The 14,249-nt window shown below is 61.7% G+C and carries 16 protein-coding genes; 15 read left to right on the forward strand and 1 reads right to left on the reverse strand.

Features of this window, described 5'->3' with window-relative positions; genetic code table 11:
- Positions 1–16: 16 nt before the first annotated feature.
- The 8 genes from trpA to ACHAC9_RS19890 all read left to right on the forward strand — a co-directional run bounded on the left by trpA (position 17) and on the right by ACHAC9_RS19890 (position 8,422).
- Positions 17–817 carry a tryptophan synthase subunit alpha gene (trpA, locus tag ACHAC9_RS19855; RefSeq protein ID WP_435762567.1) on the forward strand — a complete coding sequence of 267 codons (801 nt, stop codon included), beginning with the start codon at positions 17–19 and terminating at the stop codon, positions 815–817.
- Between the two features lie 195 nt (positions 818–1,012).
- Positions 1,013–1,885 carry an acetyl-CoA carboxylase, carboxyltransferase subunit beta gene (gene accD, locus ACHAC9_RS19860; RefSeq protein ID WP_435762569.1) on the forward strand — a complete coding sequence of 291 codons (873 nt, stop codon included), beginning with the start codon at positions 1,013–1,015 and terminating at the stop codon, positions 1,883–1,885.
- A gap of 82 nt (positions 1,886–1,967) precedes the next feature.
- Positions 1,968–3,266, forward strand: a complete 1,299-nt coding sequence (gene folC / locus ACHAC9_RS19865; RefSeq protein WP_435762571.1) for a bifunctional tetrahydrofolate synthase/dihydrofolate synthase — start codon at positions 1,968–1,970, stop codon at positions 3,264–3,266.
- A gap of 11 nt (positions 3,267–3,277) precedes the next feature.
- Positions 3,278–4,231, forward strand: coding sequence for an SPOR domain-containing protein (locus ACHAC9_RS19870; protein ID WP_435762573.1), 954 nt, complete (start codon positions 3,278–3,280; stop codon positions 4,229–4,231).
- A 25-nt stretch (positions 4,232–4,256) separates the two neighbouring features.
- On the forward strand, positions 4,257–4,745 hold the full coding sequence (locus ACHAC9_RS19875; RefSeq protein ID WP_435762575.1) for a CvpA family protein: 489 nt from the start codon (positions 4,257–4,259) through the stop codon (positions 4,743–4,745).
- A gap of 49 nt (positions 4,746–4,794) precedes the next feature.
- A complete protein-coding gene (purF, locus tag ACHAC9_RS19880) occupies positions 4,795–6,318 on the forward strand; it encodes an amidophosphoribosyltransferase (protein ID WP_435762577.1) in 1,524 nt (507 codons plus the stop codon).
- 17 nt (positions 6,319–6,335) lie between these two features.
- On the forward strand, positions 6,336–7,592 hold the full coding sequence (locus ACHAC9_RS19885; RefSeq protein WP_435762579.1) for a cystathionine gamma-synthase family protein: 1,257 nt from the start codon (positions 6,336–6,338) through the stop codon (positions 7,590–7,592).
- Between the two features lie 71 nt (positions 7,593–7,663).
- Complete coding sequence (locus ACHAC9_RS19890) at positions 7,664–8,422, forward strand: sel1 repeat family protein (RefSeq protein ID WP_435762581.1); 759 nt, start codon at positions 7,664–7,666, stop codon at positions 8,420–8,422.
- Positions 8,423–8,486: 64 nt separating this feature from the next.
- Here the strand turns inward: ACHAC9_RS19890 and lexA are convergent, their stop codons facing one another.
- Entirely contained in the window at positions 8,487–9,134 is a 648-nt protein-coding gene (gene lexA / locus ACHAC9_RS19895; protein WP_435762583.1) for a transcriptional repressor LexA, read from the reverse strand.
- Between the two features lie 240 nt (positions 9,135–9,374).
- Between lexA and rpsF the strand changes: the two genes are divergently transcribed.
- From rpsF to ACHAC9_RS19930, 7 genes are all read left to right on the forward strand, one after another.
- Positions 9,375–9,776 carry a 30S ribosomal protein S6 gene (gene rpsF, locus ACHAC9_RS19900; RefSeq protein WP_379726596.1) on the forward strand — a complete coding sequence of 134 codons (402 nt, stop codon included), beginning with the start codon at positions 9,375–9,377 and terminating at the stop codon, positions 9,774–9,776.
- Between the two features lie 33 nt (positions 9,777–9,809).
- Positions 9,810–10,103 carry a primosomal replication protein N gene (gene priB / locus ACHAC9_RS19905; protein ID WP_435762586.1) on the forward strand — a complete coding sequence of 98 codons (294 nt, stop codon included), beginning with the start codon at positions 9,810–9,812 and terminating at the stop codon, positions 10,101–10,103.
- Positions 10,104–10,140: 37 nt separating this feature from the next.
- Positions 10,141–10,431 (forward strand): 30S ribosomal protein S18, encoded by a 291-nt coding sequence (gene rpsR / locus ACHAC9_RS19910; RefSeq protein WP_435762588.1) that lies wholly within the window; start codon positions 10,141–10,143, stop codon positions 10,429–10,431.
- A gap of 36 nt (positions 10,432–10,467) precedes the next feature.
- Positions 10,468–10,920, forward strand: coding sequence for a 50S ribosomal protein L9 (rplI, locus tag ACHAC9_RS19915; RefSeq protein ID WP_435762590.1), 453 nt, complete (start codon positions 10,468–10,470; stop codon positions 10,918–10,920).
- A 106-nt stretch (positions 10,921–11,026) separates the two neighbouring features.
- Positions 11,027–12,412 (forward strand): replicative DNA helicase, encoded by a 1,386-nt coding sequence (locus tag ACHAC9_RS19920; protein WP_435762592.1) that lies wholly within the window; start codon positions 11,027–11,029, stop codon positions 12,410–12,412.
- 70 nt (positions 12,413–12,482) lie between these two features.
- A complete protein-coding gene (locus ACHAC9_RS19925; RefSeq protein WP_435762594.1) occupies positions 12,483–13,109 on the forward strand; it encodes a DUF47 domain-containing protein in 627 nt (208 codons plus the stop codon).
- A 24-nt stretch (positions 13,110–13,133) separates the two neighbouring features.
- Entirely contained in the window at positions 13,134–14,144 is a 1,011-nt protein-coding gene (locus ACHAC9_RS19930) for an inorganic phosphate transporter (RefSeq protein ID WP_435762595.1), read from the forward strand.
- Positions 14,145–14,249: the final 105 nt, after the last annotated feature.

Below are 14,249 nucleotides of genomic sequence, written 5' to 3' on the forward strand. Positions count from 1 at the left end.
AATTGCTAAAATAACCATGTCCCGAATCGAATCCACCTTCGCCGCCCTGCGCGAACAAAATAAAACCGGCCTCGTCACCTTCATCACCGCCGGCGACCCTGGTCCGGAAATGACCGTCCCCCTGATGCACGCGCTGGTCGCGGGCGGGGCCGACGTCCTGGAACTGGGCGTCCCGTTTTCCGATCCGATGGCCGAAGGTCCGGTCATCCAGCGCGCCTGCGAGCGCGCACTGAAATTCGGCATTGGCCTGAACGATGTTCTTGATTATGTGCGCGAGTTCCGCAAAACGAACGCCGATACCCCGGTCGTCCTGATGGGCTACGCCAATCCGATCGAGCGCATCGGCCCCGACAACTTCATCCGCAGCGCGAAAGAGGCGGGTGCCGACGGCGCCATCGTCGTTGACTATCCGCCGGAAGAGTGCGAAGCCTTTGCCGAGGCCATGCGCGCGAATGGCCTCGACCTGATCTTCCTGCTGGCGCCGACCTCGACCCAGGAACGAATCCGCCAGGTGGCGCGCTACGGCAGCGGCTTCAGTTATTACGTCTCGCTCAAGGGCGTGACCGGCGCCGGCAGCATCGATACCGACGACGTGGCGCGCCGCGTGGCCGCGATCCGCGAGCACGTCAGCCTGCCGATCGGAGTCGGCTTCGGCATTCGCGATGCCGAGACGGCAAAAGCGGTCGCTGCGGTGGCCGACGCGGTCGTGATCGGCAGCCGGATCATCCAGGAGCTGGAGAATACGCCGAAGGAAGATGGTCCGGAGGCGGTACGCGCCTTCTGCGCCAATATCCGCGCCGCGCTCGACAGCCAATAACATCGACGCACCCGAGGGCGACTTCGGGTGTGTGTTCGCACGCGTTTGTCGATCGGTGTATAACTGCTCCCAGCCCTGCGCCCATGCCAAAGCCAAGCTCTGCAGGGAATGATTGCCAAGCTGGCAAGCGGTCGACAAGGCGAACGCTAGCGGCTACACTACGCCCAACTTTAGAACTGCCGCACAGGAGAAAACATGAGTTGGTTGGAAAAACTGCTGCCCCCACGAATCCAGCGTTCCGATGCCGCCAACCGCAAGACCATGCCCGAGGGCCTGTGGGTCAAGTGCCCGTCGTGCGAAGCGGTGCTCTACCGTTCCGACCTCGAGTCGAACCTGCACGTCTGCCCGAAGTGCGATCACCACATGCGGATCCGCGCCCGCGCCCGCCTCGACGGCCTGCTCGACGAAGGCGGCCGCTATGAAATCGGCCAGGAAGCGCTGCCGGTCGACACCCTGAAATTCAAGGACAGCAAAAAGTATCCGGACCGCCTCAAGGCCGCCATGGAAGCCACCGGCGAGACCGATGCGCTGATCGTCCAGGGTGGTTCGATCATGAGCCTGCCGGTGGTGGTGGCCTGCTTCGAATTCGAATTCATGGGCGGCTCGATGGGTTCGGTCGTCGGCGAGCGTTTCGTGCGCGGCGCACAGAACGCCCTCGAACAGAAAGTGCCCTTCATCTGCATCACCGCCACCGGCGGCGCGCGCATGCAGGAAGGCTTGCTGTCGCTGCTGCAGATGGCAAAAACCACCGCCATGCTGACCAAGCTGTCGGAAAAGAAACTGCCATTCATCAGCGTACTGACCGACCCGACCATGGGCGGCGTCTCCGCCTCGTTCGCCTTCATGGGTGACGTCGTGATCGCCGAGCCGAAAGCGCTGATCGGCTTCGCCGGCCCACGCGTCATTGAAAACACCGTCCGCGAAAAGCTGCCGGAAGGTTTCCAGCGCGCCGAGTTCCTGGTGCAAAAGGGCGCTGTCGACATGATCGTCGACCGCCGCAAGATGCGCGAAGAAATCGCGCGCCTGCTGGCCCTGCTGCAAAATCAGCCGGCTGAAGTCATCGCCTAAAGGGCGTACCAAGTCAACGTTACCCCGGCCGGCGATCTGCACTCCAGGTCGCCGGTTTTTCGTTTTCAAGCACCTAATTTTCATGCCCATGCTTCCCACTACTTTGCCCGACTGGCTGGCGCTGATCGAGTCGCGCCACGCCGAAACCCATATCGACATGGGCCTGGACCGCGTCCGTGCCGTCAAGGAAAAGATGGGCCTGCAGTTCGCATGTCCCGTCATCATGGTCGCCGGCACCAACGGCAAGGGCTCGACCTGCGCCATGCTCGAATCGGTCCTGCTGCATGCCGGCTACCGCGTCGGTCTCTACATCAAGCCGCACTTCCTCGACTTTAACGAGCGCGCCCGCATCAATGGCGAGATGGCGAGCGACGCACTGCTGGTGGCAAGCTTCGATTTTGTCGAAAGCCGGCGCGGCGACACGCCGTTGACTTATTTCGAATTCACGACGCTGGCGATCATGCACCTGATTTCGCAGGCCGGTGTCGACGTGGCGATCCTGGAAGTGGGCCTGGGCGGGCGCCTGGATGCGGTCAACGTGGTCGACGCCGATGTGTCCATCGTCACCAGCATCGACATCGACCACACGGCCTGGCTCGGCGACACGCGCGAGGAAATCGGTTTCGAAAAGGCCGGCATTTTCCGCCCGGGCAAGACGGCGATTTGCAGCGATCCGCTGGCGCCGCAATCGCTGGTCCAGCACGCAGGGAGCATCGGCGCCGATTTGTGGCTGATCGGACGCGATTTCAACTTCCAGGGCGACCAGCAGCAGTGGAGCTACGGCGGACGCACCCAGCGCCGCAATTCGCTGGCCTATCCGGCCCTGCGCGGCGCCAACCAGTTACTCAATGCTTCGGCCGCGCTGGCCGCCCTCGAAGCGCTGCGCATGCAATTGCCGTGCGGCGCCCAGGAAGTGCGCACCGGCCTTGCATTGGTGGAATTGCCTGGCCGCTTCCAGGTGCTGGCCGGACGCCCGACCACGGTGCTCGACGTTGCCCACAATCCGCATGCATCGAGCACCCTGGCCCAGAACCTGGGCGCCATGGGCTTTCACCGCTACACGTATGCGGTCTTCGGCATCATGGACGACAAGGACATCGCCGGCGTACTCGCACCGATGGCCGGCCTCGTCGACCACTGGTGCGTGGCCGACCTGCCGTCGCCGCGATCGGCCAGCAGCAGCGCACTGGCCGACAAGGTCGCCGCACTGCGCCCGGCCGGGGCCAAAGATGCCGACTTTTCGGTCTCGCTTTTTCCCGATCCGGCAGCCGCGTTCGCAAATGCGGTGAGCCGTTCCGAGGAGAATGATAGAATTGTGGTCTTTGGCTCGTTCTACACCGTCGCCGGCGTGATGGCGGCCCGAAAAAACTCTCTTCACTGACATACAGACGCATGGGCTTGTTCTCGATTTTCAGTAAAAACAAGCAGGACAGCAGCGCCCAGGACAGTGGCCGTTTTTCCCGCGACGATGACGACTTCGGCCAGCAGGCCCGCGCCAAGCGAGCGTCGCACGCGAACGAAAGCGGGCAGGGCGGTTCGCGGCGCAGCCGCAGCGGTGGTGATCCCATGCTGCCGGAAAAGAAGCGCGCACGGCGCCGCCTGGTAGGCGCGGTCGCGCTGGCGCTGGCCGCTGCGGTTGGCTTGCCGATGCTGCTCGATTCCGAGCCGCGCCCCCTGGGCGGCGACATCGCCATCCAGATTCCCTCGAAAGAAAAAGCGCCTGCCTTGCCGGTGCCGGCCAGCCCCGTTCCCGCCGCCGACAGCGTCGACTCGGACGAGGAAATCATTGCACCGGCGCCACTGGCGACAACGACGCCGCGCGCGGCCGAACCGCCTCCGCTTAAAATGCTCGAGGAAGCGCCGGCCCCACGCGTGTTGCCGCCGCCGGAACCTGCGCCAAAGATCGTCAAGCCGGAAACCCGGCCGGAGCCGAAAGTGGCCGAGCGCAATCCGGAGCCGAAGGCGCCTGAACGCAAGGTCGCCGAAAAGCCGGCCGTGAAAAAGCCTGAGGAAAAACCGGTTCCGCGTCCGAAGGAGAACGAGAGCGCCCGCGCACTCGCGCTACTCGAGGGCAAGAGCGCCAAGCCGGCCGAGGTCCACCCGCGCGTCGAGGACAAGCCGGCCGCAAGCGGGCGTTTTGTCGTCCAGGTCGCCGCACTCGGGACCCAGGAAAAGGTCGATGAACTGCAGGCGCGCCTGCGCGCGGGCGGCATCAGCTCGTTCACGAAGAAGTCCGGCGCCCTGATCAAGGTACAAGTCGGTCCGTTCGGCAGCCGCGAGGAAGCCGACAAGACCAAGGCCAGGCTGGGTGGCCTGGGCCTGGGTGGTTTCCTGGTCCCGCTCTGATGCGCGTGGTTCGCACTTGCCTGCCGTGACGATTTTTGATTATCTGGTCGTGTTCGTGCTGGTGGCGTCGGTGGTGATCAGCACCATGCGTGGTTTAGTAAAAGAAATCCTGTCGCTGACGGGCTGGATCGTCGCCTTCGTCGTGGCAAACGCCTATGGCGCGCGCCTCGCGCCCCTGTTACCGGATATGATTCCCGGCGACACGGCGCGGCTGATCGTGGCCTTCATTGCCCTGTTCCTCGGCGTGCGCATCCTGATGGGCCTGTTGTCGCTGGCCATCGGGGCGCTGATCGAAGCGTCCGGCCTGTCGCTGGCGGACCGTGGCCTGGGCGGCCTGTTCGGCCTGGCGCGCGGGATTGTAATTGTGCTGGCCGCCGTCATATTGTGTTCCATGACCGCCATCCCCCAGCAAGCATTCTGGAAAGACGCGCTGTTGTCCCAACTGGCCGAGGCCGGAGCGCGAACGGTGAAGCCCTTTCTCCCCGCGGCGCTGGCGCAGCACCTCAAATTTTGACATCTTCGTTTTGAAATCCGTAACAGCATTCAGTTCTTAGGAGCGCACCATGTGTGGCATCGTCGGCGTCGTCTCGCAAACCCCCGTTAACCAGTTGCTGTATGACGCATTGCTGCTGTTGCAGCACCGCGGCCAGGACGCGGCGGGCATTGCAACCAATCACAGCAGCATGTTCTCGATGTACAAGGCGAACGGTCTCGTGCGCGACGTGTTTCGCACCCGTAACATGCGCTCGCTCCAGGGGAATACCGGTATCGGCCACTGCCGCTACCCGACCGCCGGCTCGTCGAGCGAGGAAGAAGCGCAGCCGTTCTACGTGAATGCCCCGTTCGGCATCACGCTGGCGCACAACGGCAACCTGACGAATCAGGCAGAGCTGAAAGAAGCGCTGTTCCGTAACGACCGCCGCCACATCAATACCAATTCCGACTCGGAAGTGTTATTGAACGTGCTGGCCCACGAGATCCAGGAAGCGGCCGACGGCTATTCCCTCGACGCCGAGGCGGTGTTCAAGGCGGTCGGCATCGTCCACCGCCGTGTACGCGGCGCCTACGCTGTCGTGGCCCAGATCGCCGGCCACGGCATGGTGGCATTCCGCGACCCGTACGGCATCCGTCCACTCTGCCTGGGCATGAATGAAACCGAGAATGGCGTCGAATACATGGTCGCCAGCGAATCCGTGGCTTTGGAAGGCATTGGTTTCCGTTTCGTGCGCGATATCGCGCCGGGCGAAGCCGTCTTCATCGACACCGACAGCAAATTGCACGAGCGCCAGTGCGCCGAAAACCCATCGCTCAATCCGTGCGCTTTCGAATACGTGTACCTGGCGCGTCCGGACTCGGTGATCGACGGCGCCTCGGTCTACGCGACCCGCCTGAAAATGGGCGAATACCTGGCCGACAAGATTCGCAAGGAAATTCCGATTGAGGACATCGACGTCGTGATGCCGATTCCGGACTCCTCGCGTCCGGCGGCGATCCAGCTGGCGCTGAAACTCGGTATCGAATACCGAGAAGGTTTCATCAAGAACCGCTACATCGGCCGCACCTTCATCATGCCGGGGCAGGGCATGCGCAAGAAATCGGTGCGCCAGAAACTGAACGCGATCGGGTCCGAATTCAAGGGCAAGAACGTGCTGCTGGTCGACGACTCGATCGTGCGCGGCACCACCAGCCGCGAGATCGTGCAGATGGCGCGCGAAGCGGGCGCGCGCAAAGTGTTCTTCGCTTCGGCGGCGCCGCCGGTGCTGTTCCCGAACGTCTACGGCATCGACATGCCGACCCGCGACGAACTGATCGCCTATGGACGCACTGTGGAAGAGGTGTGCGCCGAGATCACCGCCGACCGCCTGGTCTACCAGGATATCGAGGCGCTGAAGCGCTCGATCTCGGACGTCAATCCGGCGCTGACCAATTTCGAGGCTTCCTGCTTCGACGGCGTGTATGTCACGGGCGACGTCACCCCGGCCTATCTGGACCAGCTGGAAACGGCGCGCCACAATGGCGGCAAGCCGCAGATCGAGGACGAAGTGCGGACCCAGCTGAACCTGAATCCCGCGCTCGCCGCCGAGTAACCCGGCCGCCACCTGCCATGAGCGAAAATAGACACTACGGTTTCACGACCACCATCCTGCACAACGACCGCCGCAAGGCGATCGAGCACGGCTCGCTGCACAAGCCGGTCCACACCTCCGTCGCGTTCGGGTATAACGACGCGCGCCAGCTGGCCTCGGTGTTCCAGGGCAAGGAGCCCGGCTTTCGGTATGGCCGCCAGGGTAACCCGACGGTATCCGCGCTCGAGGACAAGATCACGAAGATGGAAGATGGCGTGTCCAGCCTGTGCTTCGGCACCGGCATGGCGGCCATCGGCGCGCTGTTCCAGGCACTGCTGCGCGAGGGTGACCACATCGTCTCGTCGAGTTTCCTGTTCGGGAACACCAACAGCCTGTGGCAGACGGTGGCAGGGCAGGGCGTTGCAGTCGACTTCGTCGATGCGACCGATGTCATCAATGTCGAAGCGGTGCTGCGTCCCGAGACGCGCATGGTGTTTGTCGAAACGATCGCCAATCCACGCACCCAGGTCGCGGACCTGGCACGCATCGGCGCCTTGTGCCGCGAACGCGGCATCCTGTATGTGGTCGACAACACGATGACCACGCCGTATCTGTTCCGCCCGAAGGCGGTCGGCGCGGCCCTGGTCGTCAATTCGCTGACCAAATCGATTGCCGGCCACGGCATCGCACTCGGTGGCGCGCTGACCGATACGGGCCTGTTCGACTGGAGCGCCTTCCCGAACATTGCGCCCAATTTCCGCAAGCAGGCAAGCAGCGCCCAGGGCATGGCCCAGCTACGCGCGAAAGCCTTGCGCGACTTCGGCGCCGCCCTCGGGCCGGAAGCGGCTCACCACATCGCCGTCGGCGCCGAAACGCTGGCGCTGCGCATGGAACGCACTTGCGCGAATGCGCTCGCGCTGGCGCAGATGCTCGAAGCCGATGACAGGGTGTCCGCGGTCCATTACCCCGGGCTCGCTTCGCATCCACAGCACGGCCTCACGACCGACCTGTTCCGCTCCGCCGGCTCGCTGCTCAGCTTTGAGCTGCGCGACGATATCGATCCTTTCGATTACCTGAATCGCCTGCAACTGGCGATCCCGGCCAGCAACCTGGGCGACACGCGTACGCTCGTGATTCCGGTTGCGCACACGATCTTCTTCGAGATGGGCGCCGAGCGCCGTGCCGGCATGGGCATTGCCGAGTCGTTGATCCGGGTCTCGGTGGGCATCGAGGATACCGAGGATTTGCTGGAAGATTTTCGTGCCGCGCTCGGCTCCCGGCTCGGCGCCCCATAAAGAAGCGTAAGGATGGTTGAGCCGGGGATGAGCGCGAGGTATGATGGGTTTTCGATTCTCCATCACAGCTCATGAAGCGTCTTCTCCTGATTGCCAGCCTGCTCGCCTGTAACGCCGCGCATGCCGACGCCTTGTCCGATGCGAACGCCCTGTTCAGCAAGAAGGCCTACCCGCAAGCCCTGGCTGCTTACACGAAGCTGGCCGCCGCCGGCAATGTCGAGGCCCAGCAGCAGCTCGGCGCCATGTATTTGTACGGCGAGGCGGGCGCGGTCGACGAAGCGAAGGCGCAGCAGTGGTTCAGCAAGGCGGCCGCGAAAGGCAATGCGGTCGCCATCGCTTCACTCGAGCTGATGAAGCAGCGCGGTGTGCGGCGTGCCGACATTGCACACTGGAGCATGACCTACGATGGCGCCGAACTCAAATCGGGCAAGTTTGCCTGCCCGGCGCCGCGTATTCCGCCCGTTTCGAAGCAGAGCGAGGACATTGCGCGCGTCTCGAATGCCATCAATAAATGGCAGACCTGCTACAACGGCTTTGTCGAGAACCTGAATGCAGCTTCTCCACTCACCAAGCAGATTCCGGCCGATCTTGCCAAGCTGATGAACGCAGCCGAGATCGAGCGCGCGAATACCCACCTGGCGCAGGTCCAGGAAAACCTGTCAGCAGAAGCGAAGGTCGGCGCACAGCTGGTGCTGGCCGATGTCGCCGTCTGGCGCAGCGCGACCGAAGCGTATGTCAAGGAGCACAACGCCATCATTGCCGCCAATCCGGGAGAGAAGCAGTATGACTTCGACAAGCCGATCGGCGCGGCGCCGAGGCCAAAGAACTAATTTTCGACGTAAAAAAAGCCGCGAGAAGCGGCTTTTTTTATCTGCGGCAGCTTGTGAACGCGGCTTAATGCCAGCTGCGCATCAGTCCGACTGCCAGGCCTTCGAGCGCGAACTCGTCGCCCGGTTCCACACGGATCACGGTGAAGTCAGGGTTTTCCGGCAGCAGTTCGATCGTCTCGCCGGTCTTGCGGTAGCGCTTGACGGTGACGTCTTCGCCGATGCGGGCCACGACGATCTGGCCGTTCTTGGCGCTGTCAACTTTCTTCACAGCGAGGAAATCGCCATCCATGATGCCGGCATCGCGCATCGACCAACCGCGCACCTTCAGGAGAAAATCGGGACGCGCGCCAAACATGGAAGGGTCGACGTTGTAGGTCGCCTCGACGTGTTCCTGCGCCAGGATCGGCGAGCCCGCGGCGACGCGGCCGACCAGCGGCAGGGACATCAGGAAGGCGGCCGGAATGGGAGGCACATGCGCCGGCACCGGATCGCGCAGGGAAGCACCGATCAGGCGGATGCCGCGCGAGGTGCCTGAGACGATCTCGATCGCACCTTTGCGCGCCAGGGCCTGCAGGTGTTCTTCCGCTGCATTGGCCGACTTGAAGCCCAATTCTTTTGCGATTTCGGCGCGGGTCGGGGGGAAGCCGGTATTGTCGATCGCTTCCCTGATCAGGTTCAGGATCTGTTCTTGCCTTGCGGTGAGCTTGAGCATAGGTCTGGCATGGTTGATGATTCAGACTGTATTTTTGTACAGTATTTCGTGGAATGCAAGAGAAATCCTGATTATTTAACGATTCCCGTGCAGCAAGTGTCGCTGGGGGGCGACGGCGCTGCCAGGATCGGCAGCGATTGCGCTGGTGCGTCAATCGCGCTATAATTGCCGGCTTTCCCTTCCCACACTCGTCTTGACGCCGAGGTGGGCATTTGTTTAAACGTCCTCAAGGAGTGTTGCATGCGTCATTATGAAATCGTTTTTATCGTCCATCCGGACCAAAGCGAGCAAGTCCCGGCGATGATCGAGCGTTACAAGACCACGGTGACTAGCCGCGGCGGTAACATCCATCGCGTCGAAGACTGGGGCCGTCGTCAGATGGCTTACCAGATCCAGAAGCTGCCGAAGGCACACTACATCTGCCTGAACATCGAGTGCGACAACGAGACCCTGGTCGAGCTGGAAACCGCATTCAAGTTCAATGATGCCGTGCTGCGTCATCTGACCGTGAAGATGAAGAAAGCTGAAACCACGCCATCGCCAATGATGAAGTCGGTCCAGCGCGAAGACGCAGCCAAGAGCCACCGCGCAGAAGCCCCGGCCCAAGCCGCTGCTCCTGCTCCAGCCGCCGCTGCTGCCTAAGTTTTTCTTGCCAGGAATCGTGAACGCGTTGAAGTGAACCAGCTACAAGTCGTCGCCAGCATCGCTGAACGCGACGTACTGCGCTTTACCCCCGCCGGCGTGCCGGTCGTCTCGGCAATCCTGATGCACAGTTCGCAGCAGGTCGAGGCAGGGGTGGACAGGCTGGTCGAGTTCGAAATTGCCGCATTCGCCGCGGGTGAGATTTCGGGCCGCTTCGCCAGCGCAGAGTTGGGTGCAGCGCACCAGTTCACAGGATTTTTGGCCAGGAAGAATCGCAACAGTAAAGCCCTGGTGTTTCACATCATTGATTTTAGTGCCGCCGCTTAAATTATTAGCGGCCACCTTTTAGATACAGGAGCCTCAAATGGCATTCGGTAAAAAGTTCGACAAAAACAAAGCCAAGCTTAAAGAAAAGCGCAAACAGCAAAATCCGCTGTTCAAGCGTAAGAAATTCTGCCGCTTCACCGCTGCAAACGTGGAACAGGTCGATTACAAAGACGTCGACACCCTGAAGGACTTCGTCCAGGAAAACGGCAAGATCATGCCGGCACGTCTGACCGGTACCAAGGCGCACTACCAGCGCCAGGTCGACACCGCGATCAAGCGCGCACGTTACCTCGCGCTGCTGCCGTACACCGACCTGCACAGCGCTTAATCGCGTCGTACAGTTCAGAACATCCTGGAGAAAAATATGCAAGTTATCCTTTTGGAAAAAGTTGTTAACGTCGGCAACCTGGGCGACGTGGTCAAGGTCAAGGACGGTTACGCACGTAACTTCCTGATCCCGCAAAAGATGGCCCGCCGCGCTACCTCGTCGGCTGTTGCCGAGTTCGAAGTCAAGCGCGCCGAGCTGGAAAAAGCTGCTGCTGAAAAGCTGTCGGCTTCGCAAGCCCAAGGCGACAAGCTGACCGGCATGACGATCACCATCGCCCAGAAAGCCGGTGTTGACGGTCGTCTGTTCGGTTCGGTCGGCAACTTCGACATCGCCGAAGCCCTGACCAAGCAAGGTTTCGCAGTTGAAAAAGCACAGGTTCGCCTGCCGACCGGTCCCCTGAAGACCACCGGCGAGCATCCAGTTGCTGTCGCTCTGCACACCGACGTCGTCGTGGAAATCACGGTCGCTGTCGTGGGCGAAGCTGCATAAGTTACGCTTGTTGTAATACGAAAAAAGCCGGTCCGCCGGCTTTTTTTACGCCCAGAAACTCTCCAATTATTTCAGCCGTGTGACCGGAGGGGTTATAATGCCCGCCATGAATAACCCCGCAGATCCTCAGCTCGAATCGCTGCGCATTCCCCCGCATTCCATCGAGGCAGAGCAGTCCGTCATTGGCGGCCTGCTGCGCGATAACGCCGCGTGGGATCGCATTGCCGACTTCATGCATGCGGAGGATTTTTACCGCTACGACCACCGCATCATCTTCGAACAGATGGTGCGCTTGATTAACGGCGGCAAGCCGGCTGACGTGATCACCGTCTACGAGGCCATGGTCTCGCTCGGCAAAGCCGATGACGTCGGGGGCCTGCAATACCTGAACGCCATGGCGCAGAACACGCCGTCGGCAGCGAATATCCGCCGCTATGCCGAGATCGTGCGCGACCGCGGCATCTTGCGCAAACTCATTACCGTGGCCGACGAAATTTCGGGCAGCGCGTTCAATCCGCAAGGCAAGGAAGTCAAGCAGATGCTTGACGAAGCCGAATCCAAGATCTTCGCCATCGCCGAGTCCGGCGCCCGTGGCGCCCAGGGCTGGAATCCGATCCAGCCGCTGCTGACCCAAGTGGTCGAGCGCATCGACGAACTGTACTCCCGCGAGAACCAGGGCGAAATCACCGGCGTGCCGACCGGTTTTATCGACCTCGACCGCATGACCTCGGGCCTGCAGCCGGGCGACCTGGTGATCGTCGCCGGCCGTCCGTCGATGGGCAAGACCGCGTTCTCGGTGAACATCGGCGAGAACGTCGCCATCGAAGCGGGCTTGCCGGTGGCGATCTTCTCGATGGAGATGGGCGGCACCCAGCTGGCCATGCGTATGCTCGGCTCGGTCGGCCAGCTCGATCAGCACCGCCTGCGTACCGGCCGCCTGAACGACGAGGATTGGCCGCGCCTGACGCACGCGATCCAGAAAATGAACGACGCCCAGGTCTACATCGACGAGACGCCGGCACTGAACCCGATCGAAATGCGCGCGCGTGCGCGCCGCCTGGCGCGCCAGTGTGGAAAGCTCGGCCTGATTATCGTCGACTACCTGCAGCTGATGCAGGGTAGCCAGCAGGGCGACAACCGCACCGCCGAAATTTCCGAAATCTCGCGTTCGCTCAAGGGACTGGCGAAAGAGCTGCATTGCCCCGTCATCGCCCTGTCGCAGCTGAACCGGGCGCTCGAGCAGCGCCCGAACAAACGTCCCGTGATGTCCGACTTGCGCGAATCGGGCGCGATCGAGCAGGATGCGGACGTGATTATTTTCCTGTATCGCGACGAGGTCTACAACCCGGACTCGCCCGATAAAGGTACCGCCGAAATCATCATCGGCAAGCAGCGTAACGGTCCGATCGGCGCAATCCGCCTGACCTGGATCGGCCAATACACCAAGTTTGGCAATTACAGCGGTAACCTCGCCGTCTACCAGGGCGATTAAGCCGATATTGCGCCGCTGCGCATGCAGCGGACCCTCGCAGTCCCCAAAGTTTTAAACCGGAGAACCATTAATGTTTGGACGCCTGATGCCCACCGAGGGCAAGTTTTTTGATTTGTTCAACCAGCACGCCGCGCTGTGCGTGAAGGGTGCGCAAGAACTGGTCGGACTGATGACCAACTTCGACGACCTGGAAATGCGCACCCATGCCGTGGAAACCATCGAAAAACAGGCGGACAAGGTCACCTACGCCTGCGTCGACCTGCTGCACAAAACCTTCATCACCCCGATCGACCGCGACGACATCCACAAGTTGATTACCCGCATGGATGACATCCTGGACATGATGGAAGACGCGGCCCAGACCATCTCCCTGTACGACCTGCACGCCGTCACCCCGGAAGCGAAGCGCCTGGCCGAGCTGTGCCTTTCCTGCTGCGAACGCGTCCAGGCCGCCGTCGGCCTGCTCCACGACATGGGCAACGCCCAGCAGATCGTCGCCATCTGCGAAGAAATCGACCGTCTCGAATCGGACGCCGACCACGTCATGCGCGCCGCCATGAGCAAACTGTTCCGCGACGAGCCGGACGTGCGCAACCTGATCAAGATGAAGGCGATCTACGAGATCCTCGAGACCGTCACCGACCGCTGCGAAGATGTCGCCAACATCATCGAAGGCATCATCGTCGAGAACGCGTAGCGCGCGGTCGCAACAAGAATAATTATGGAAACTATAAATATCAGCATTTACGTGCTGGGAATGCTGGTGCTGCTCGCCCTCGTGTTCGACTTTATGAACGGCTTTCACGACTCGGCCAACTCCATCGCCACGGTCGTCTCGACCGGCGTTTTGAAGCCGCATACCGCCGTTGCGATGGCGGCGTTTTTCAACTTCATCGCCATTTTCATCGTCAGCGTGAAGGTGGCCCAGACGATCGGCAAGGGCACGATCGATCCGAGCGTCGTGGACCATTACGTCATCTTCGGCGCCCTGATCGGGGCGATTACCTGGAACGTGATCACCTGGTACTACGGTATTCCATCGTCGTCCTCGCATGCCCTGATTGGCGGGCTGGTCGGTGCGGCAGTGGCCAAGTCGGGTACTGGTGCGCTCATCTCGGCGGGCCTGATCAAGACCGTCATGTTCATCGTGATCGCGCCCTTGATGGGCTTCATCCTGGGCTCGACCATCATGCTGCTGGTAGCATGGATATTCGTGAAATCGACGCCGCGCAAGGTCGACGTCTGGTTCCGCCGCCTGCAACTGGCGTCCGCGGCCGGCTACTCGCTCGGACACGGCGCCAACGACGCGCAAAAGACGATGGGCATCATCTGGATGCTGCTGATCGCCGCCGGCGTCACCAGTCCGACCGACGCGATGCCGCCCATGTGGGTGATCATCTCCTGCTACGCGGCGATTGCCTTCGGCACGCTGTTCGGCGGCTGGCGCATCGTCAAGACCATGGGCCAGAAGATCACCAAACTGAAACCTGTCGGCGGCTTTTGCGCCGAAACCGGCGGCGCGATGACGCTGTTGATGGCCAGCTTCTTCGGCATTCCCGTCTCGACCACGCATACCATCACCGGCGCCATCGTCGGCGTGGGCGCCTCACAAAAGGCCTCGGCCGTGCGCTGGGGTGTCGCGGGCAGCATCGTGTGGGCCTGGGTCTTCACCATTCCGGCATCGGCCTTGATGGCGGCGATCGCCTGGTGGATCGGCAAGCACATCATGTAATTGCACTTGCTCCATGTGAAGCCCGGCCTTGCCGGGCTTTTTTTATGGCCTGTTGCTTTTCAGTACCTTTCGGCCTCGTCAACCCATGAAGATGCTACAGTCACG

It is taken from the genome of Massilia sp. CMS3.1 (assembly GCF_051262535.1).
Lineage (GTDB): Bacteria > Pseudomonadota > Gammaproteobacteria > Burkholderiales > Burkholderiaceae_D > Telluria.